The sequence below is a fragment of the Nocardia mexicana NBRC 108244 genome, from assembly GCF_001613165.1.
Taxonomy (GTDB): Bacteria; Actinomycetota; Actinomycetes; order Mycobacteriales; family Mycobacteriaceae; genus Nocardia; species Nocardia mexicana.
The window spans coordinates 95,629-114,431 of the sequence record NZ_BDBV01000056.1 but is presented as its reverse complement, the minus strand read 5'-3'; the positions used below and the strand labels follow the sequence as shown (position 1 = coordinate 114,431).

Genomic DNA, 18,803 nt, shown 5'->3' with positions numbered 1-18,803 from the left:
GTGACCGGTCAGCCCAGCGCCATCAGGTGCCTGGGCTCCACGATTCGGATCAGGAAGGCGCCGGTGGTCGCCGCCATGGCCGGGGCGACGAAGCCGAGGAACTCCCCCAGCGTGACGGCGACAAACCAGCGGTGCCACAGGTGGGTTGTGGTCGAGGTGTGCGGTGCCGCACCGGGATTCACGTCGATGACCACGTACGGGTCGAGCGCCGACACCTGGTCACGCGGGTGTGCCTGCTGGTAGATCGCCTCCGTCCGTTCGTGTTCGAGCGATCCGGGCATCACCACGTGGCCCGTTCCGGCCAGCCATGTCCGGCCGGTTCGAATCGAAATCGGATGCGGCGTACGGAAATTGCGCCACCACGTCTTGGTCGCGGCGCGGGCGACCCGGACGATCACGGTGCCATCGGCTCGCACGAAGGCCACCGGCAGTGCGATGTGCCGCCCCGAGAGATGGCCCTCGTACCGCAGTTCACCGATCGTGCGCCGCAACCCGACCGGCAGGTGCAGGGCCAGCAGTACCGCGGTCGCGCCGAGACTCGGCGTCCGGTACTTCGTAGTCATCGCGGCCTCCACGCCATCGAGCCGTTTCGTGTCATGGGTCGATGATCTGCTCCCCGGGTGTCCGCCCCAAGGACCGAAGGTCACCGGGCGGCATTGCCTTTCGGAACGCATTCACGGGCCCACGACGGGCCTGTCAAGAGTCTGACCCTGTCCCAATTCGATCGTGACGCCGTCGTAACGGCAAGACCCTTGCGATGCGCGAGGTGAATGTGTCTGCCGCCGTGCGTTTTTCGTGATTCTCGTTTGGGCGCGGACGCCCGGCGGTCCTGCCGTGCGCTCTGGCTGTGGCGCCCAGTCCGGACGAGTCCACGGATACCACTGGCGGACCCGTAGCCGATGTGCCGCTCGATGGCCACCCATTGTGGTGAACATGCAGTTCCGCCGCCCCACTTTACCCAACAGTGTTCTGCTGCAATATCTTTCGTGAGACGGTCGCCAGTTGGTTGGAACCGGTGACGGTGGTGGTGGGCGACTATCTCCAGTACCGGGAAAGGGACGTGTGGCATGTAGCGTGTCGCGGATTCCGAAGGGTGGAAGGGAGGGCGAGCTCGCAGGAGCCGAGGAAAACCACAGGGAAGCTGTTCGCCAGGCCACCTACTGGCGGATAGACAGTTCGACCGAGGAGTGCCAAAGGTGCCACAACCAATGGACAAAATCGAGGCCGCTGCCATTTCCCCCGATCTGGCCGACCGTGACATCGCCGAATCCGCCGGATCGGTGCGAGGCCTACGAGCTGTGGATCGGCGCGATCTGTGGTTGATGCGGGCCTTCCAGGGCCGTATGACCGGTGGCGTGCTTCGGCGTTTGGTCGATCCCCAGCGAGTGTTGACCGACGGGATGTCGTTCTGGTCGGCGCAGGTGGTTCTTACCGCCGTCGAGTTCGACCTGTTCACGCTGCTTACGGCCGGTCCGTTGACCGAACAGGCGCTCGGCGAGCGGCTGGGGTGGCATTCGCGGGCCAGGGGCCCCTTCCTCAACACCCTCGTCGAGATGGGACTGCTGCGTCGGGGCCGCGGCGGGGTCTATGCCAACACCCGTCGCGCTGCGCTGTTCCTTGACAAAGCCCAGGCCAGCTACATCGGCGGCATTCTCGAACTGTCGAACAAGCGCCTCTACAGCCTGTGGTCCGGGCTGCCTGATCTGTTGCGTACCGGCGCGCCCGAAGCCGTCGAGGAGCGCGGAGACAACGAATTCTTCTCCACTCTCTACCGCGATCCGGAGGCGTTGCGGGAATTCCTGTCCGGCATGACAGGAATCGCGACCGGCGAGGCGATGATGATCGCAGCCAGGTTCCCATGGAGACGATTCCGCACCTTCGTCGACGTCGGCGCCGCTCAGGGGGCGCTGCCGGTGCGGGTCGCGCTCACTCATCCCCACCTGACCGGCGCCAGCTACGACTTGGCTGCGGTCGAGCCGATCTTCCAGGAGTACATCGCCTCGTTCGGGCTCGCCGACCGGATCCGCTTCATCCCCGGCGACATGCACAGCGGTGAACTACCGGCCGCCGAGGTCATCAGCTTCGGGCACGTCCTGCACGGGTACGGCGAAACCACCCGACGCACCCTCATCACCAAGGCCTACGACACGCTCCCGCCCGGCGGCGCGCTGCTGATCTACGACGCGATGATCAACCCCCGCCGCCGACGCAACCTGATTCGGTCGCTGTCCAGTCTGAACATCATGCTCGAAACTCGGGAAGGCTTCGAAGCCACCACCACCCAATGCGCCACCTGGCTGCGCGAGGCGGGCTTCACACGGGTCAAACACCGCCACCTGATCGGACCAACCTCCATGGTCTTCGGCACCAAACCAGGACGTCTCGGGGACCGGCGGCCATGAGGGACTGGTGATTCGCTAACGGCCCTGGCTCACCGGCCCGGAACCTGGCAACCGCCGCCTTCATGAGCGACCCGAGCGTCGATTGTCGATTTTGATCTTGTATACGCACAGGATGTGGCATCCCATCCATGTGCACGGCCCCGGCAGGATTCCGCCGTAACTCCAGCTGGACACCACGGGACCGCCCAGATCGATCGGGCCGGACTGCGCGGTCATACGGAAGGCGCTGGTGCGGCCGGTGCCTCCGCGTGCCCTCTCGGCCGCGGTGACGCGGGCGTCGGTCGGCTGCATCAGGTCCGGTTGCCGACCGCGCTCGCAGGAGGGCAGCAGTGTGGCGCCCACGAGCAGCAGGCCCGCACACAGAACCGTGCGACGGTCTATCGGAGTCGTGTCACGATGCCGATTCGAGGGTGCCGTTGGGTGTCGGCATCGGCTGGCTGACACCGGGTTTCGCGGCCGCGGCGGTTTCGCGGGCGAAGAAGCCGCCGATGTCGCTGATGGCGCTCATCAGCGGCGCCGGGAAGACGACGGTGGTGTTCTTGTCCACCCCGAGCTCCACGAGGGTTTGCAGGTTGCGCAGCTGCAGGGCCAGCGGATGCGCCATCATGGTGTCGGAGGCCTCGCCCAACGCGGCGGCGGCCAGTGACTCCCCCTCGGCGGCAATGATTTTCGCGCGCTTCTCACGCTCGGCCTCGGCTTGGCGGGCCATCGCGCGCTGCATGCCCGCGGGCAGTTGAATGTCCTTGAGCTCGACCAGGGTGACCTCGACACCCCATTCCAGCGTGGTGGTGTCGAGAATCTGACGGATGTCGGCGTTGATGGTGTCGGTCTCTGCGAGAATCTGATCCAGAGCGTGCTGGCCGACTACCTTGCGCAATGTGGTCTGCGCGATCTGATCGATTGCCGCCAGGACGTTCTCGATCACCACTACGGACTTGCGGGCATCCACGACCCGGAAATAGGCGACCGCGGAGATATCGACGCTCACGTTGTCGCAGGTGATGATCCCCTGAGACTGGATCGGTCTGGTGACGATGCGCATCGACACCTTCTGCATCCGGTCGATGACCGGAACGATGAAGTTCAGCCCGGGATCGCGCACCCCGATCACGCGCCCGAGCCGGAACACCACGCCCCGCTGATACTGGAGCACCACCCGAATCGAGAGCCCCGCCACAATCAGCACGACGAGCACGATCACCGCAATTATGGTGAGCACCATCGCATTCCACCTCCTGACAGCCTGAATTACAGGATCGAGCCCCATCCCGGCCCGACGGCAGAACCAGTGGTCCCGGACCCGTCGGGCCCAATGTCACCGACCTGCGGCCGCACACCTGCCACCGCCGTAGCAGCGCGCGTTATTCGCCGAGCCGGGCCGTGGAGTTGTCGTACCGCACGGGCCCGAACCCCGGGTCGTAGAACACATCGGGTAACGCCTCATGCACCGGCGAGTGCCGGGACTTTGGTCCCGATGACATCAAGCCGATCAGCGCTCGGAAAACACCCGACGCCCCTACTCCCGGCGTGACGGCACCGATGGAATCGACTGTGCCCGTTACCCGCTCAACTCCCGGGAGAACCGGATGACAAGCACAGCCGGACTCGACCCCACCTGGCGCCGCCGTGCCGCTCAGCGCGCCCTCGACGACCTCGGCCAACGCCGGAACAGCCACATCCTGCTGCGTGTGCGCTGCGGGCGAAACCACCATGTCGCCACCGTATTCGACACCATCGCGGGTCCCGTCTACGAATCCACCATCGGACCGCACGCCCACGGACACCGAGACTTCGTCGACGAACCGCACCACGCCCACCACCACGGCACCCGCCACGTCGACTTCCTCGACGCCGAACTGCTGACCACCGAACCGCTACCCGCCGCCTGTGAATGCGGCAACCACGAGCTGTCCCGCCCCGAACTGCAGCAGGCCATCGACACCCAGCGGCGCACCGTCCCCCTCGCCTGAATCCCCACCACCGATTTCACCGGGGACGAAGATCCTGGTGTGTTGCGGACCTGCGGCCCTGCCGGTGGCATCCGGTCGCGGTGCACGATGTGCCGATGGAACTGACGGTGGTGCGGCTCGACAAGCCGGACGATCTGAACGTGATCCTCGGGCAGGCACATTTCATCAAGACCGTCGAGGACCTGCACGAGGCGCTGGCCGGGACCGGTCCCCATCTGCGGTTCGGCCTCGCCTTCTGCGAGGCCTCCGGGCCGCGGCTGGTGCGCCGCTGCGGCAACGACCCCGATCTGGTCGACCTTGCCACGAAGAACGCGGTATCCCTCGGCGCCGGACATTCCTTCGTCGTATTCCTGCGCGAGGGCTACCCGGTAAACGTGCTCAACGCGATACGTCACGTCCCGGAGGTGTGTGGAATCTATTGCGCCACAGCGAATCCGGTCGAGGTTCTGGTCGCGGAGACAGAATTGGGCCGTGGAATAGTGGGAGTCGTCGACGGACCCTCACCACTCGGCGTGGAATCGGCCACCGATGAGGACGGCCGCAAACGGCTGCTCCGCGATATCGGCTACAAGCTGTGACTGCGGAGGACTCGGTGGGACACGAGACCGTCGGCGATGTCATGACCTGGAACGTGGTCAGCGTCGACACCGACACCCCGTTCCGGGAGATCGCGCGCGCCCTCGCCGACCACCGGGTGTCCGCGGTGCCGGTGCTCGACCGCCAGCGGCGGGTGGCCGGGATGGTCAGCGAGGCCGACCTGCTGCGGCGACAGGCCGGGCAGGGATTTCTGCTGACCGGTTCGATGCGGGAACGGTTGTGGCGCAGGGCCTTCGCCCGCCGGTGGGATGCCCGGACAGCGGGACAGCTGATGACCGCACCGGCGGTGACTGTCACCGCCGATACCCCGATTCCCGCCGCGGCGGCGATGCTGGCCCGCCGGCATGTCAAGCGGGCCGCCGTCGTCGACCCGGACGGCGCGCTGGCGGGCATCGTGAGCCGCGCCGACCTGTTGTCGGTCTATCTCGGTCCGGATTTCGAACTCGCCGCCCGGGTCCGGCGCGAGGCGCTGGGCAACACGCTGTTCCTGCCGCCCTCGCAGGTCACCGCCGATGTCCACGACGGGGTGGTGACGGTGCGCGGAGTCGTGCCCCGGCCGGAGATCATCGACCGCATCACCGCCGTCGTGTCCGCGGTGGACGGCGTGGTCGAGGTACGCAACGCGGTGGTGCCCGATACCGCGCGCGGCATCATGCACCACGGTGTGCACGGCGTCACGGTCGGTGACACCGTCGCCGAGGCGGCCTACCGGATGCGCGCTCTCGACATCGGCGCACTTCTGGTCGAAAACGCGTCCGGTGGTGTGGCGGGCATCGTCACCGACCGCGATCTGGTGGTGCGGTGCGCTGCCGTCGGCTCGGATCCGGCGCGCACGGCGATCGGCTCGATCGTCTCCGGCACGCTGCGGACGATCGACGCCGATGACAGCAACCTCGCCGATGTGCTCGCCGTCATGCGCGCGCACGGCATTCGCCGCCTGCCGGTCACGTCCGGAACGCGGCCGATCGGCATCATCACCGAGGCCGATCTCGCCCGGCGCCTGCCGTCACGGACCGTGGGCCGGTTTCTGGCGGGCAGCACGAACCAGAACCGGTCGACCCCCGCTGAACCGGAATGAGGGAGCCATGAGTGTCCGGGCCGATCGCCAGGCGGTCGTCGTCGGTGCGGACGGGTCCACGTCGGCCCTGAACGCCGTGCGCTGGGCCGCCTACCTCGCGCACAGCCTGCGCGCGCCACTATCGATCACGCACGCCGAGCCGATATCCGAGAACCGATTCGACGATGAGAAATCCCGGGCGAACCAGCTGGGAAGCCCCGACTGGCCCGAGTCCGCCCAGACGATAATCGACCAGGCAGTCGGCGTCGTCCACACGTGCGCCGACCACCTGCGGGTACTGACCGACCTCTGCCCCGGCCCGGCCGACGCGGCGCTGATCGATCGCAGTCGGCGCGCTCGGTTCCTCGTAGTCGGGCTGCACACCGCCCCGGGGTCGAATCTCTTGGGGCGCACAACGATTCATGTCGTCACCCGAGCGCACTGCCCGGTGGTCGTGTGGCGCGGCGCCGCCGGGCATCCGATTCCCCGTGATCACCCGATCGTGGTGGCCGTGGACGGCACGACGCTGAGCGAGCCCGCGATCGCGCACGCCTTCGAACTGGCCGCTGCATTCGACGCACCGCTGCGAGCGATCCATGTGCGAGCGCCCGGCATCGACCTGCTGCGGGGCGGCGGCGAGGCACAGGAAGGTGCCGTCCTGTCGGAATCGCTGGCAGGCATGCGGGAGAAATACCCCGACGTCGCGGTGTCGGAGTCGGTGCTGCCCGGCGCCGCCGTCCCGGTACTCACCACCGCTGCCACCGACGCCCAACTGCTGGTCGTCGGCAGCCGGGCCCGCCGCAGCGCCGCGGCCGTGCTGCTGGGATCGACGAGCCGTGATCTACTGCACCGCACACCGTGCCCGGTGCTGGTGTGCCCCGAACGGCAGTGACCGCCGAAGGAGAACCGATACCGAAACCAGCGCCCCACACTATCCCTGCAGAAGGCCCATGACCGCGCCACCCGGATCGGAGAACAGCGCGAACGACATGGTGTCACCGATTGCGGTCGGCGGCACCACTATGCTGCCGCCGAGTTCCTCGATCTCGGCGAGCGTGCCTTCCAGGTCGGTCGTCCGCACGTATACCGTCACATACGGAGGCATGTCCTGGCCGGTCTGCATGATGCCGCCGCCGAGTCCCTCACCGACCCCCTCCACAAGCGTGTAGCCCGGCCCGGCCGCGCTCATGGTCCAGCCGAAAGCCTTGCCGTAGAAATCGCGCAGTGCCGCCGCGTCCGGCCCGCCTACTTCCCAATGCACAACCGGATGACTCATGGTCCCGCCTCTCCGTGCCGATAATTCCCCGCCTCCACACGATGCGGTGCTCGCCCGCCCATCGGCAGGGCCGAACGTCATCGACCGCCGCTCCCCGTGTCATCGGCAACAGTCTCGATACCGTCCGCAACCACCAGAGATATAAGTCGGAACCTCGGTGGAGGAATAGTTGACCAAGCCCACAGGATGAATCGATCCAACCAAAACCATGGTGCACCCGCAGGAGCCACGTGATTTCGGAGGTGAGTCCGACCAGTGCGACTATCCGGCTCTACGTGACCTGCGTAGGCGCGGGCGACCGCGAAACTGAATTTTCGCTCGACCCAGGTGAGCGTCGTATGCCGGATCCAGTGGATGCTGATCTGCTGTTTTTCCACCCACGGCAATTCCACCCCGTCGTTCTCCGCATGCTTGTACATACATCGCAAGGCGGAGACCATCGCCTCCGCCGCACCGCGGCCATCACGGGAATTGCGGTCACGTTTGGCGTGACGCCGGGCGGCGTCGCGCATGTCCGTGACGCCACCGACGGTCGGCTCGTCCAGACGCCTTGTGCCCCAGTCGCGTTCGATCCGTTTCCAACGAGTGTCGTAGACGCCCAGGGTCCCCTGAGCGACCCGGGCGCGGACCTTGGGAAGGTATTCGGCGAAAGTGGGCGCGACCGGCCGGATCTCGAGCAACTCGGCCGGATGGTCACGACTGCTCACCCCCGTCGATCCGCGTGCTTGGCCTCGGAGACCATCGTCATAGTCACGACACCGGGAAGCGCGGCCTGGATGTCGATCGGCATACCGATCCGCCAGCCGAGGGCCTTCAGGATCGAGCTGTCGGCCACCCGCCCGGCAAGAGTGAGAAGCGCTGAGCCGTAGACGATGTGGACCCGGTTCTCGGGAGTCTGCGGCATCGCCTCCAGCCGCCCGCCACGGGGCTCCGGCCGCGCGTACACGGGTGGAGCCGCGGAGCTGTATCGCGGGAGGAAGCCGACCTGGGAGGATGCGGCAAACCCGCTGGCAGGCGGGTCGCCGGGAGTGTGTTCAAGCGCGCTTTGACACGCGCCACCAGAATCCTTACCAGGGTAAGGAAAACGGTGTCCGGAGGGGGACTTGAACCCCCACGTCCATTAATAGGACACTAGCACCTCAAGCTAGCGCGTCTGCCATTCCGCCACCCGGACCGGTGGTGCTCAGCAAGGTTATCGGATCCGTCCGCGAGGTCCAAATTACAACGGTTGGTGCTGGTCCCGTCGCTGGTACGGATGCTGAGCGCCGCCGCGGGGCCTAGTTCTTGATGGCCTCGAGCAGAGCGGACCGCTGGCGCGAACCCAGGCCGCCGATGCGGCGATCGGCGGGGATCTCCGCCTCGTCCATCAGCTTGGCGGCCTTGACGGGGCCGATGCCGGGCAGCGCCTTGATGACGGCGGCGACCTTGGTCTTCTTGACCAGGTCTTCCTTGTCGGCGCGCTCGAGCACCTTGGCCAGCGAGACCTTGCCCTTGCGGACCTCTTCGATCAGCTCCGAGCGGGCCTTGCGGACCGCGGCCGCTTTGGCGAGCGCGGCGTTCCGTTGCTCGGCGGTCATGGTGGGGAGTGCCATGTCTACTACCTTTCGCTCGTTCGCTGGAACCTCAACGGCACCGATTGAACATCACCGAAGCCCGGGTGGTGGCACGACACACCGCGAGGAAAATCGGGGTTTCCGTGGGTGGCGAGGGCACCGACGGCTGCGGATGCGGGTGATTTGCCGGTGTTGAGAGCGCTGCTCGCTGCCGAATCGACGCGCCGAGCGCGTAACGGTTGCCGCCGCGCCGCCGAGTCGCGACAGTGGACGACGGCGCCGCGGCGAGTTCCGTCGCGGCCGGTCACACACGCGAAGGAGACCTCTCGTGCGCTTCGGCATCTTCATCCCGCAGGGCTGGCGGCTGGACCTGGTCGGAATCGATCCCGCGGCGCAGTGGGGGGTGATGCGGGACCTGGCGCGGCGCGTCGATGCGGGAGATGCGTGGGAGTCGCTGTGGGTGTACGACCACTTCCACACGGTGCCGGTGCCGACCGAGGAGGCCACCCACGAGGCCTGGAGCCTGATGTCGGCGTTCGGCGCGGTGACCGAGCGGATTCGGCTGGGGCAGATGTGTACCGCGATGAGCTACCGAAACCCGGCCTATCTGGCCAAGGTGGCGGCGACGGTGGATCTCATCTCCGGCGGCCGGGTCGAGATGGGCATCGGCGGCGGCTGGTACGAGCACGAGTGGCGCGCCTACGGATACGGATTCCCGTCCGCCGGTGAGCGCCTCGGCCGCCTGGACGAGGGCGTGCAGATCTTCCGGCAGGCGTGGACCACCGGGTCGGCCACCCTGGCGGGCAAGCACTATCAGGTCGACGGCGCACTCGTGCGTCCACTTCCGCTGCAGGAGGGCGGAATTCCGCTGTGGATCGCCGGGGGCGGCGAGAAGAAGACGCTGCGGATCGCCGCGAAGTATGCCGCCTACACCAACTTCAGCGGCGATCCGGAGGGCTTCGCGCACAAGTCGGAGATCCTGCGCGGGCACTGCGCCGACGTCGGCACCGACTTCGACGCGATCGTGCGCTCGTCGAACTTCAACGTGGCCGTCGGCCGGACCGAGTCCGAGGTGGAGGACCGGCTGGCGGCGCTGACGGCGCGCCTGGCCCCGTTCACCGGCGCCGCACAGGCCGAGACCCAGGTGCGCGACCTGTTCCGGGGCACGGCCGCCGTCGGAACCCCGGAGCAGATCGTCGAGAACCTGGGCCGGATGCGCGATCTCGGGCTGGGTTACGCCATATTCAATTTCCCCGAGGCGGCATACGACACCTCGGGTATCGAGCTGTTCGAGCGCGAGGTGATTCCGGCGCTGCGCTGACCCGTCAGCGCACCACCCAGTGCTGGGCGCTGTCGTTCAGATTCCACCAGGAGACGAAGTCGGGGTCGGTATCGGCGATCCGCCAGCCGGTGCCGAGCAGGTCGAAGAAGGCGTCGTCGCCGGTCTTCCCGCCCGGCGGCTCACCGATGTAGATCAGCTGCTCGCCGCCGGCCCGGCGGAATCGGGTCAGCACCTGCGACGCCATGGCGTCCCCCCATCCCGGCGGCCAGCACAGCAGCAGCACGCTGCCCGGCCACGGCGCCGCGTCGAGGTCGTCGAGATCGCCGACGGGATACCACGTGACCGGCTGGCCCGGCGTGGCCGGGAAGCACATGTTCCGTTGGCGCTGTGGCGGTTCGGAGTCGTAGGCCAGCACGGGTACGCCGATCCGGTCCAGCTGGTGTGCCCAATATCCGCGTCCCGCACCGATATCCAGGACGCGGCGCCCAGCGCTCACCCGTGCCACCCAGTCCAGGGTCCGCGGGGACGGGATCGCGTAGGTGTACACGGCCTGCAGGACGGTCTGCGCGTACCGCAGGCGCGTGCTGCCGGAGTCGTTGCCGCCGTTGACTTCCCGGCGGCCGTGGCGATCCGGCGGCGCGGTGTGCACGCTCGGCGCGACGATGTCCCAGTACGGGTTGTCGCTGGCGCCGCCGGTCAGGTAGTGCAGCATGCGCAGGTCGAACGCGCTGTCGGAGTCCTCGTCGCCGGTGCCGGACAGTCGCGGCGACAAGGCGAGATAGTCGGCGACACCGGGGTATTCGGTCTCCAAGCGCGGTGCGTCGTCGAGCAGGGCGGCGAGTTCGTCGCGGCGAGCGGGCGACAGCGCGAATCCGGTCACGCCATCGATTGTGCCGATCCACCCCGCCGGACCGGTCGGGGGGACGACCGATCGTCATGCACCGCGCCGGTCGTGCGGCTACGTCGACGGACTCCTCCCGCCGAGCGTGCGGCCACGTCGACGGACGCCTCCGGCCGGGCGGCAACGCGACGCCCCGGGCGTATCCGTGTCGGACAGGGCGGCGACAATGGCGAGTACCGCTGTATCGAAGGGGACCGGAGCATGGCCGAGCAGTTCGACGCCGTCGCGGTGCTGCAGCGCTGGGCCGACTCCGGTGCGGTCTGGCGAGTACTCGGCAGGCACGCTGGCCGGATCGTCGTGGGACTCTACGACTGCGCGGGCGGGACCGAGGTCGACCGGCTCGTATCCGGCGATCCGGCCCTGCTGCGCTACATCGGCGATCGCGCCGGCAGCGAGGATTAGCGGGATTCTGGAGGAGATTTTGCGCGCGCGGCGTGGCGCTAGCTGGATGCCGGAGCCGTGCCGAACCATGACGACAAGGCGTGGTGGAGCCCGTCGGTCCCGGTGTCCGACGCCCAGGCGACATAGCCGTCGGGGCGCACCAGCAGCGCGGAAAGGTCGCGCGGCCGAACGGGTTTCGCGGTAACCACCCGAACCCGCCCCGCCCACGGCGCCGCCGTCGCACGCAGTTCCGGGGAATCGGCGAGGTCCAGCAGCACGGCGCGGCCGTCGGCGCAGTGCTCACCCAGCCGGGTGCCGTCGGACAGCTCGATATCCGGGGCGGCCGCGCCGACGAGGTCGTGGCCGCCGCCGAGATCGTAGCGGTGCAGCACGCCGGAGATCTTCTTGTACACCGCTGTGGCACCGTCCCCTGTCGCCAGCAGTTCGGCGAGGACCGCCCGCATCGCACGGCTGCGCGGATCCGGACGCATCACCGCCACCTGCGCCCGGGTCCATTCCAATACCCACTCCCCGATCGGATGACGTTCGGCGGTATAGGTATCGAGCAGCCCGGGCGGCGCCCAACCGGCCACCACGGCCGCCAGCTTCCAGCCGAGGTTCACCGCATCGCCCACGCCCAGATTCAGGCCCTGGCCGCCGAACGGCGAATGCACGTGGGCGGCATCGCCTGCCAGCAGCACCCGGCCGCGCCGATAGTCGGTGACCTGGCGGGTGTTGTCGGTGAACCGGGTCGCCGACCGCACGGCCGAGATCTCCACCGGTACGCCCGATACCGCGCGCAGGCTGGCCTGCAGTTCCGCCGCGGTGATCGGGGCGTCGCGGTCGGCGGGCGGGCCGTCGACCTCGACGGTCAGGAAGCGGCCGGGCATCGGGCCGTAGGTGTAGATGCCGGTGTCGGTGGCGTTCCATCCGGGGCGCAGGTCCTCCGCGCCGGTCATCTCCACGATCGCCTGATGACCGGTGATCAGCGGATCGACGCCGGGAAAGTCGAATCCCGCCAGCTTCCGGACGAGGCTGCGGCCGCCGTCGCAGCCGACCAGCCACCCGGCGCGAACCACGGTGTCGCCCAACCAGATCGTGACGCAGTCGCCGTCGTCGGTGAATCCGGTCAGCTCCGCGCCGCGGCGTACCTCGACGCCGAGTTCGGCCGCACGATCACCCAGGATGGTCTCCACGTCCTGCTGCGAGACGAACCAGGCCTCGTCCACCGGACCCAGCTCGGCGAAGGCCGGATCGTCGAGGTCGATCGCGGCGGAGTCGAGCCAGATGCCCGCGAAATGGCCGACGACCATGCGCCCGGTCTTCGCCTGTCCCCCGGGCTCCGCCTGTCCGGTCCGGGCGCGGAAGGCGCCGAATTGCGCGATCCTGGCCGCGTGCCGTTCCGTCAGCTGCGTCAGCATTCCGCGGCGGTAGAACGCCTCGGCGGTCGGAACATTGACGGCGCCCGCCTTCACCGTCTGATCCATCTCGGGCAGTCGCTCCACGACCAGCACGTCCACGCCTGCCAGTCGCAGCTCGCACGCCAGCATCAGTCCCACCGGCCCGGCCCCGGCCACCACCACATCGAATGTCTCGGTCATGGCGCCCAGGGTGTCGGTCGCCGATTGCATCGGCCTTGCGCCGGTCTTGCGCGAGCGACCATCCGCCGCGGGTTATGTTCCCGCACAGATCAACGTGCACACCGGCATTCGCTGCGAGTTCGCATACGACGCAAACCGGTCGGACGCATTTCGTCCGTGTTGTTTGCCGCTGGAATTTTCTGGCAGACTCCCGACGGTTCATCGAATTTTCCCGGCAGCCGGTATTACGGTATGCCCGAATCCACCCGAGCGGTTCCGGCGAAAGGCGGACACGATGACCGGGTCGTCCCCGTACGGCGCGTACGACCAGGCGCCCGCACTCGCCGAGCGGTACAACGGCGCCGAACCGGTCGACGTCGGCGGGACGGCGGTCCATCCCCTGTATTCCGAACCGCTCGGGACGGACCCGAGCGTCGTCACGCTCACGCTGCACGCGTCCGCTCCCCCGGCCGGTTTGCTGGGGCTCGGAGTCGGGCTGTCGGTGCTGGGCGGCCACGTGGCGCTGCGGGGCCGCCGACTACGCGGTGTCGACGTGTGGACCGACGCGATGACCGGCGGGGTCGCGCTGGAGGTGTGCGCCGCCGGACCGGATGCGTCGTTCACCCTCACCCCCGTGTGGATGGATGCCGCGGGCGTGGTCGAATCGTGGACCGGCAACTACGGCATCGTCATCGACCGTGCCGTGACCGGAAATCCGCTGCTGCACTGCAGTGCCGGGGTCGGGCCCGTGGATTTCACGAATATGGTCGTCGAGGTGGCCGCCGTCGCCGCGCCGACCGACCAGAGCCGCTATCGCGGCGCGCTCTACGAACTCGGCGTCGCGATGCACGGGCGCGGCGATGTGGATCAGGCGTGTGCGCTGTGGTCGCAGGCCGCCGGGTTCGGCCACGCGGGCGCCGCGTACGACCTGGGCGTGGTGCGGTTCCGGCGGGGCGAGTTCACCGAGGCCGAGCGCTGGTGGCGCGCGGCCGCCGACCACGGCGACGTGCGGGCCATGGCCGGACTGGCGGAGGTGCTGGACCGCCAGGGCAGTGCGAGCGAGGCGCGGGTGTGGCGCGCCTGCGCGAACGGTTTGTACGAGCCGTGAGGATCAGGCGCCGCTGATCGCGGGCAGCGGTCCGAGCAGCAGGCTGCCGCCCCCGATGAGCGCCGCCAGCGCCGCGGCGCCGAACACCAGCACCCACAGCAGCGACGGCAGTCGCGTCAGGTGCGCGAGCTGATCGGCGTCGGAGCCGTCGCCCCGCACCCGGACCCGCTGCAGTTCCACCACCGCGCGCATCCCGCCGAACAGCAGGAACCAGGCCACCGCGTAGCCGAAGATGCCCTGCCACACGACCGTTCCGTACCACGAGACGCCCAGTGTGACGGCGCCGGTGACGACCACCGCCAGGAATCCGAACAGATTGCGGATGAACAGCAGCAGCACCAGGAGCGCGGCGACCCCCAGCCACAGCATGAGGGTCAGCCGACCGGCTCCCAGCAGCGCCGCGCATCCCAGGCCCACCGCCGACGGCGCCGGATATCCGGCCAGCGTCGTGAGAATCATGCCCAGCCCGTAGGGCTTTCCGCGCGACACCGTGACACCCGAGGTGTCCGAGTGCAGCCGGATCCCGCTCAGCGTCCGCCCGGTGACCACGGCCACCACCGCGTGCCCGACCTCGTGCGCGATGGTCACCACGGTCCGCAGCACCCGCCACACCGGCGGATACAGCACCAGCACCAGCGCCGCCGCCCCGGTCGCGACGACCACCCACAGCGGCGGGTGTTCCGACACCAGGCTCAACCGATCGCTGAACGACGACACCGAACTGGTCCACTCCGACAAATCCACCGCCGCAGAGTAGCGGCGCCCCACCCCCTCGCGCACCCCGTACCTCTTCCCGCAAGGCATGCGAACGGTGCGGGAGCACGAAGAGTGTGCGGGAATCCCGATGCGCCGCAGGCGACCCGAGGCGTTCCGGCGCGCAGTGCAGGTTTGCAGGCGCTGCCATCGCGGTCCGGACGTCGGCAGGGCCTGCACCCGGGGCTGCCAGCGGTCGACCGACGCCGAACCGGGAGTGGCACGTGAACCGACGGCGGCCACCGTGAGATGTCGCAGCGATGTGCGGCCTCGGCGACCTCGCACCACCTGCGATCTTGCGGTTCCGGCAGCGATCCGGCGTAGGACCCGAAGCGGGTCAGCGGCGGGTGAGCGCCTCGGTGGTGGGCTGGTCCTGGAGATTCTCGATGAACCAGTTGGGGTAGACCGGGGACGGGGGCATGCCCTCGTTCAGCTCGGAGAGTTCGTCGGGGCTCAGGCGGACGTCCAGCGCGCCCAGATTGTCCTCGAGCTGATGCAGTTTGGTGGCGCCGAGCAGCACGCTGGTCACCGCGGGCTGGGCCAGCAGCCACGCGAGGGCGATCTGGGCGACGCTGGCGCTGTGCTTGTCGGCGATGATCCGCATGCGTTCGATCAGCGCGAAGCCGCGCTCCTTGTCGATGGGCAGCAGGTCGAATCCGGACAGGCGGTTGTCGGGGTCGGTCAGCGTCTCCCGGGTGTACTTGCCGGACAGGAAGCCACTGGCCAGCGGGCTCCAGATCGTCATGCCCAGCCCGTAGCGGCTCATCATCGGGATCACATCGCGTTCCACGTCGCGACCGACCAGCGAATAGTTCATCTGCCCGTGGGTGAACGGCGCGAAGCCGTTCGCGCGCTGGATCTCCAGGGCCGCCGCCACTTTCCACGCGGACCAGTTGGAGAAACCGAGATAGCGGGCCTTCCCCGAGCGGACCACCTCGTCGAGCGCGGCCAGCGTCTCCTCGAGCGGCGTGAAGGGGTCCTCCCGGTGCGCGATGTACACGTCGACCCAGTCGCTATCCAGCCGCCGCAGGCTCTGATCGACCGACCACAGGATGTGCCGCCGCGACAAGCCGGACCGCGTGAGCGGCTCGCCGGACCGGAACCCCACCTTGGTCGCGATGACCACGTCGTCGCGGTGCGCGCGCAGAGCCTGCCCGAGCAGGGTTTCCGACTCTCCGCCCGCGTACCCGTCGGCGGTGTCGAAGAAATTGATCCCCGCCTCCAGCGCCCGCCCCACCAGCTCACCGGCCAATTCCGCGCCGACCTTCGAGATGGCTTGCATATCGCGGTTGCCCGCGGTGAAGGTCATGGCCCCGAACGCCATTCGGGAAACGATGAGACCGGTGTTACCGAGCGTGCTGAACTCCATGGACACCGACATTATCCGGCGCACCCGGCCCCGGCCACAGTTGCGCGATCGCCCACAGCGAAGCCGGTGCGGGTGCTGTTCTGTTCCGTCTCACGCGCTGCCCGCGCCGCCGCACCAGCACGGAACCATCACGACAGCAGCGGACAGCAGTGTCACGGCGGCGACGCCCGCGATGATGCCGGGAACCAGGACCGAACGGCCGGACCCGATACGCGCAACCATCGCCCGGCGGGCCGAATCGGCGGCACCGCGGATGACCGCGGCCCATGCGGAAACTCGTAAACCGGTATGCCGGTTCTCGTTTCGCGATGCGCCCCGGCCCTTGCCGAAGCGTCGGCGGAGCATTGCGGTCACGGCGACGACGATGGTGGCGATCAGCATGGCCGCTCCCCCGCTCAGGCGGCCGATGCCGATTGCGTGCGCAGGCCGCCGGCGCGGCGACGCGCCCCGGGCCGCCCGGGATCGTCCACCACACCGAGCCGGACCAGGCTCTCGGCCGTATCGAGCAGGGTCTGTTCGATCGGGCGCATGGTCCAGCCCAGCTCGCGGCGCGCCTTGTCGGCGCTGACCTCCTCGCGCTTCCCGAGCCGGCTCGCCGCCAGCCGCGCCGTCGCATCGAACCGGGCCGCCAACCGCAGCACCAGGGCAGGCATGGTGCGTGTCGGCACCCGGTACCGGGTCGCCAGGATGCGCGCCATATCCGTCATCGAAACAGACTCGCCCGCAACGATATAGCGGTTGCCCGCCGCCTCCGGGACTTCGAGCCCCAGCCGGTGCGCGACGGCGGCGTCGCGCACATCGACGGTGGCGAAACCGATCGGCGGCACGGCGGGCATCTCCCGCGCCAGCAGGATCCGCAGCGCCCCCACCGAGGTGCCCACCGCCGCCCGCTGCACGGGGCCCAGGATCATGCCGGGGTTGATCGTCACCAGCTCGATATTCCGCTCGCGAGCGACGTCCCAGGCCGCGCGCTCGGCGAGGGTCTTGCTCTTCTCGTAGGCGTTGCACGCCTGCGGATCCGACCAGTCCGCCTCGGTGCACACGCGATCGCGATGCCCGATCCGCACGGCCGCGACCGAGGAGGTCAGCACCACCCGCTCGACCTCCGCCGCGGCGGCCGCCCGCAGCACCCGGAGCGTGCCGTCCACGGCGGGCCGGACCAGTTCGTTCTCGTCGTCCGGCTCGACCGCCGGGAACGGTGAGGCGGCGTGGACGACATACCGGCAATCGGCCGCCGCGTCCGCCCAGCCCGCATCGTCGGTGAGATCGGCGGTCACGAGTTCGACGTCCGGTAGCTGCGCGGCGAGCTCGGCGGTGACCGACCGCACGGTGCCGCGCACCCGATAGCCGTGCGCGAGCAGGTCGGCGGCGATATGCCCGCCGAGATATCCCGAAACTCCGGTCACCAGAACGCGATCCGACATGACCCGACTCCGATCTAATCAGTGTTTAGAATATAATCACTGTATAGATTGCTGGGTGCCCGATGTCAACCCGTACGCTCACCCCCATGCCGTCGACGAAGGATCGCTACCACCACGGCGCGCTACGCGAGGAACTACTGCGCACCTCCCTGCGGCTGATCGAAGCGGAGGGACTGCCCGCGATCAGCCTCCGGCGCGTGGCGCGCGAGGCCGGCGTGAGCCCGGGCGCGCCCTACCACCACTTCGCCGATCGCGCCGCCCTGCTGTCGGCGCTGTCCACGCAGGGTTTCGAACTGCTGCGCGCGCAATTGGTCTCGGCCGTCGGCGCCGCCGCCACGCCCCGCGACCGGCTCACCGCCATCGCCGACACCTATATCCGGTTCGCGCGGGAGCAACCCGCCTACTTCCGGTTGATGTTCCGCCCCGAACTCTCCCAGCCGGAGAAGCATCCGGGCACGATGGCGGCCGGGGACGCGGCGTTCGCGGTGCTGACCGACACGATCGCCGAGGTCACCCGGGCGGGCGTGCTGCCCGCCGCCGAGTCCGACACCGTGGCCATGGCGATCTGGGCCGTGGCGCACGGACTCGCGGCGCTCACCGTCGACGGCCAGCTCACCAAGCGCGCCGCCAAGATGGATACCGACGCGGCGGCCCTCTCCGAGCGGATCACCCGGATGTTCACCGGACTCATCGCCCCGTCGGCGCCCTGAACAGCGACTATTGCTCTCACGCCTGGTGGCAGCGGGCTCGCCCGACCCTCTAGGCTGACTCCCGAACGCCCCGTACCGCCGGACAGCTCCGGCACGACACTCGAGGAGAACTCGGATGAAATCGCCGCGATGGCCCGCCGCAGGTATCGCCGGATTGGCCGTCGCCACAGCGCTTCTCGCCGGCTGCAGCGATGTCGAGCGCGCCATCAACAAGGGCGGGGACACCAAGTGCAGCGACTACGTCAAGCAGGACCAGGACACCAAGCGCGTGACGATCACCAAATTCGTCAAGCAGCAGAGCGGCAGCGAGAACGAGCCGCCCGGCACCCAGGTCGACCTGACGATGTCCGCCGTGGAGTTCCTGTGCGGTAATCAGCGCAACGGCGAGACACCGATCAAGAACGCCGACGTGGCGGGGATCTTCTTCAACAAGTGACGGA

At 68.6% G+C, this 18,803-nt stretch carries 23 protein-coding genes and 1 tRNA gene; 10 read left to right on the top strand and 14 right to left on the bottom strand.

The annotated features are described in order from the left end of the window. Positions 1-8 precede the first annotated feature (8 nt). Positions 9-563: an Ntn hydrolase family protein gene (locus NM1_RS23400; RefSeq protein WP_147288987.1), complete on the bottom strand. Its 555-nt coding sequence runs from the start codon at positions 561-563 to the stop codon at positions 9-11. Positions 564-1,298: 735 nt separating this feature from the next. Between NM1_RS23400 and NM1_RS23395 the strand changes: the two genes are divergently transcribed. Then, on the top strand, positions 1,299-2,402 hold the full coding sequence (locus NM1_RS23395; protein WP_255286207.1) for a methyltransferase: 1,104 nt from the start codon (positions 1,299-1,301) through the stop codon (positions 2,400-2,402). 60 nt (positions 2,403-2,462) lie between these two features. Here the strand turns inward: NM1_RS23395 and NM1_RS23390 are convergent, their stop codons facing one another. Both NM1_RS23390 and NM1_RS23385 read right to left on the bottom strand, forming a co-directional pair. After that, the gene (locus NM1_RS23390) at positions 2,463-2,744 is read right to left on the bottom strand and encodes a hypothetical protein (RefSeq protein ID WP_068023520.1); all 282 of its coding nucleotides are present in this window, start codon (positions 2,742-2,744) and stop codon (positions 2,463-2,465) included. Positions 2,745-2,793: 49 nt separating this feature from the next. After that, a complete protein-coding gene (locus NM1_RS23385) occupies positions 2,794-3,624 on the bottom strand; it encodes a slipin family protein (protein WP_068023517.1) in 831 nt (276 codons plus the stop codon). Positions 3,625-3,988: 364 nt separating this feature from the next. On the opposite strand from NM1_RS23385, the gene NM1_RS23380 reads away from it, so the two are divergent. The 4 genes from NM1_RS23380 to NM1_RS23365 all read left to right on the top strand — a co-directional run bounded on the left by NM1_RS23380 (position 3,989) and on the right by NM1_RS23365 (position 6,918). After that, positions 3,989-4,372: a hypothetical protein gene (locus tag NM1_RS23380; RefSeq protein WP_068023514.1), complete on the top strand. Its 384-nt coding sequence runs from the start codon at positions 3,989-3,991 to the stop codon at positions 4,370-4,372. Between the two features lie 95 nt (positions 4,373-4,467). Then, complete coding sequence (locus NM1_RS23375; RefSeq protein ID WP_068023712.1) at positions 4,468-4,950, top strand: adenosine-specific kinase; 483 nt, start codon at positions 4,468-4,470, stop codon at positions 4,948-4,950. Between the two features lie 14 nt (positions 4,951-4,964). Then, positions 4,965-6,047, top strand: coding sequence for a CBS domain-containing protein (locus NM1_RS23370; RefSeq protein ID WP_147288986.1), 1,083 nt, complete (start codon positions 4,965-4,967; stop codon positions 6,045-6,047). Positions 6,048-6,054: 7 nt separating this feature from the next. After that, on the top strand, positions 6,055-6,918 hold the full coding sequence (locus NM1_RS23365; protein WP_068023506.1) for a universal stress protein: 864 nt from the start codon (positions 6,055-6,057) through the stop codon (positions 6,916-6,918). A 39-nt stretch (positions 6,919-6,957) separates the two neighbouring features. Here NM1_RS23365 and NM1_RS23360 read toward each other — a convergent pair whose 3' ends face one another. The 5 genes from NM1_RS23360 to mihF all read right to left on the bottom strand — a co-directional run bounded on the left by NM1_RS23360 (position 6,958) and on the right by mihF (position 8,894). Beyond that, positions 6,958-7,302 carry a VOC family protein gene (locus tag NM1_RS23360; RefSeq protein WP_068023504.1) on the bottom strand — a complete coding sequence of 115 codons (345 nt, stop codon included), beginning with the start codon at positions 7,300-7,302 and terminating at the stop codon, positions 6,958-6,960. A 77-nt stretch (positions 7,303-7,379) separates the two neighbouring features. After that, positions 7,380-8,009 (bottom strand): hypothetical protein, encoded by a 630-nt coding sequence (locus NM1_RS43575; RefSeq protein ID WP_211339403.1) that lies wholly within the window; start codon positions 8,007-8,009, stop codon positions 7,380-7,382. Then, positions 8,006-8,206, bottom strand: a complete 201-nt coding sequence (locus tag NM1_RS23355; protein WP_147288984.1) for a hypothetical protein — start codon at positions 8,204-8,206, stop codon at positions 8,006-8,008. Before NM1_RS23355 ends, NM1_RS43575 begins: the two co-directional genes overlap by 4 nt. A 184-nt stretch (positions 8,207-8,390) precedes the next feature. Continuing rightward, positions 8,391-8,476 (bottom strand) — tRNA-Leu (locus tag NM1_RS23350). 103 nt (positions 8,477-8,579) lie between these two features. Next, positions 8,580-8,894: an integration host factor, actinobacterial type gene (mihF, locus tag NM1_RS23345; RefSeq protein WP_068023498.1), complete on the bottom strand. Its 315-nt coding sequence runs from the start codon at positions 8,892-8,894 to the stop codon at positions 8,580-8,582. A gap of 289 nt (positions 8,895-9,183) precedes the next feature. Here mihF and NM1_RS23340 point away from each other — a divergent pair, with 289 nt between their 5' ends. Next, on the top strand, positions 9,184-10,176 hold the full coding sequence (locus NM1_RS23340; protein ID WP_068023496.1) for an LLM class F420-dependent oxidoreductase: 993 nt from the start codon (positions 9,184-9,186) through the stop codon (positions 10,174-10,176). 4 nt (positions 10,177-10,180) lie between these two features. On the opposite strand, the gene NM1_RS23335 is transcribed toward NM1_RS23340, so the two are convergent. Beyond that, entirely contained in the window at positions 10,181-11,017 is an 837-nt protein-coding gene (locus tag NM1_RS23335; RefSeq protein ID WP_068023493.1) for a class I SAM-dependent methyltransferase, read from the bottom strand. Between the two features lie 222 nt (positions 11,018-11,239). On the opposite strand from NM1_RS23335, the gene NM1_RS23330 reads away from it, so the two are divergent. Next, complete coding sequence (locus NM1_RS23330; protein ID WP_068023490.1) at positions 11,240-11,440, top strand: hypothetical protein; 201 nt, start codon at positions 11,240-11,242, stop codon at positions 11,438-11,440. 38 nt (positions 11,441-11,478) lie between these two features. Here NM1_RS23330 and NM1_RS23325 read toward each other — a convergent pair whose 3' ends face one another. Next, positions 11,479-13,020 (bottom strand): FAD-dependent oxidoreductase, encoded by a 1,542-nt coding sequence (locus NM1_RS23325; RefSeq protein ID WP_114699573.1) that lies wholly within the window; start codon positions 13,018-13,020, stop codon positions 11,479-11,481. Positions 13,021-13,294: 274 nt separating this feature from the next. On the opposite strand from NM1_RS23325, the gene NM1_RS23320 reads away from it, so the two are divergent. Continuing rightward, positions 13,295-14,107, top strand: coding sequence for a tetratricopeptide repeat protein (locus NM1_RS23320; RefSeq protein ID WP_068023487.1), 813 nt, complete (start codon positions 13,295-13,297; stop codon positions 14,105-14,107). Positions 14,108-14,110: 3 nt separating this feature from the next. On the opposite strand, the gene NM1_RS23315 is transcribed toward NM1_RS23320, so the two are convergent. From NM1_RS23315 to NM1_RS23300, 4 genes are all read right to left on the bottom strand, one after another. Then, on the bottom strand, positions 14,111-14,851 hold the full coding sequence (locus NM1_RS23315; protein ID WP_068023707.1) for a M50 family metallopeptidase: 741 nt from the start codon (positions 14,849-14,851) through the stop codon (positions 14,111-14,113). Positions 14,852-15,197: 346 nt separating this feature from the next. Beyond that, positions 15,198-16,229, bottom strand: a complete 1,032-nt coding sequence (locus NM1_RS23310; protein ID WP_068023705.1) for an aldo/keto reductase — start codon at positions 16,227-16,229, stop codon at positions 15,198-15,200. A 90-nt stretch (positions 16,230-16,319) separates the two neighbouring features. After that, entirely contained in the window at positions 16,320-16,610 is a 291-nt protein-coding gene (locus NM1_RS23305; protein ID WP_068023484.1) for a hypothetical protein, read from the bottom strand. A 14-nt stretch (positions 16,611-16,624) separates the two neighbouring features. After that, entirely contained in the window at positions 16,625-17,653 is a 1,029-nt protein-coding gene (locus tag NM1_RS23300) for an NAD-dependent epimerase/dehydratase family protein (RefSeq protein WP_068023481.1), read from the bottom strand. Positions 17,654-17,739: 86 nt separating this feature from the next. Between NM1_RS23300 and NM1_RS23295 the strand changes: the two genes are divergently transcribed. Further along, complete coding sequence (locus NM1_RS23295; RefSeq protein WP_068023477.1) at positions 17,740-18,363, top strand: TetR/AcrR family transcriptional regulator; 624 nt, start codon at positions 17,740-17,742, stop codon at positions 18,361-18,363. Between the two features lie 115 nt (positions 18,364-18,478). Continuing rightward, positions 18,479-18,799 (top strand): hypothetical protein, encoded by a 321-nt coding sequence (locus tag NM1_RS23290; protein ID WP_068023474.1) that lies wholly within the window; start codon positions 18,479-18,481, stop codon positions 18,797-18,799. Positions 18,800-18,803 lie beyond the last annotated feature (4 nt).

What these genes read in the sequence shown, in the direction of transcription:
- NM1_RS23400 (WP_147288987.1), bottom strand. Translation starts at nt 563, where the DNA reads ATGACTACGAAGTACCGGACGCCGAGTCTCGGCGCGACCGCGGTACTG.
- NM1_RS23385 (WP_068023517.1), bottom strand. Translation starts at nt 3,624, where the DNA reads ATGGTGCTCACCATAATTGCGGTGATCGTGCTCGTCGTGCTGATTGTG.
- NM1_RS23380 (WP_068023514.1), top strand. Translation starts at nt 3,989, where the DNA reads ATGACAAGCACAGCCGGACTCGACCCCACCTGGCGCCGCCGTGCCGCT.
- NM1_RS23375 (WP_068023712.1), top strand. Translation starts at nt 4,468, where the DNA reads ATGGAACTGACGGTGGTGCGGCTCGACAAGCCGGACGATCTGAACGTG.
- NM1_RS23365 (WP_068023506.1), top strand. Translation starts at nt 6,055, where the DNA reads ATGAGTGTCCGGGCCGATCGCCAGGCGGTCGTCGTCGGTGCGGACGGG.
- NM1_RS23360 (WP_068023504.1), bottom strand. Translation starts at nt 7,302, where the DNA reads ATGAGTCATCCGGTTGTGCATTGGGAAGTAGGCGGGCCGGACGCGGCG.
- NM1_RS23355 (WP_147288984.1), bottom strand. Translation starts at nt 8,206, where the DNA reads ATGCCGCAGACTCCCGAGAACCGGGTCCACATCGTCTACGGCTCAGCG.
- mihF (WP_068023498.1), bottom strand. Translation starts at nt 8,894, where the DNA reads ATGGCACTCCCCACCATGACCGCCGAGCAACGGAACGCCGCGCTCGCC.
- NM1_RS23330 (WP_068023490.1), top strand. Translation starts at nt 11,240, where the DNA reads ATGGCCGAGCAGTTCGACGCCGTCGCGGTGCTGCAGCGCTGGGCCGAC.
- NM1_RS23325 (WP_114699573.1), bottom strand. Translation starts at nt 13,020, where the DNA reads ATGACCGAGACATTCGATGTGGTGGTGGCCGGGGCCGGGCCGGTGGGA.
- NM1_RS23320 (WP_068023487.1), top strand. Translation starts at nt 13,295, where the DNA reads ATGACCGGGTCGTCCCCGTACGGCGCGTACGACCAGGCGCCCGCACTC.
- NM1_RS23310 (WP_068023705.1), bottom strand. Translation starts at nt 16,229, where the DNA reads ATGGAGTTCAGCACGCTCGGTAACACCGGTCTCATCGTTTCCCGAATG.
- NM1_RS23305 (WP_068023484.1), bottom strand. Translation starts at nt 16,610, where the DNA reads ATGCTGATCGCCACCATCGTCGTCGCCGTGACCGCAATGCTCCGCCGA.
- NM1_RS23300 (WP_068023481.1), bottom strand. Translation starts at nt 17,653, where the DNA reads ATGTCGGATCGCGTTCTGGTGACCGGAGTTTCGGGATATCTCGGCGGG.
- NM1_RS23295 (WP_068023477.1), top strand. Translation starts at nt 17,740, where the DNA reads ATGCCGTCGACGAAGGATCGCTACCACCACGGCGCGCTACGCGAGGAA.
- NM1_RS23290 (WP_068023474.1), top strand. Translation starts at nt 18,479, where the DNA reads ATGAAATCGCCGCGATGGCCCGCCGCAGGTATCGCCGGATTGGCCGTC.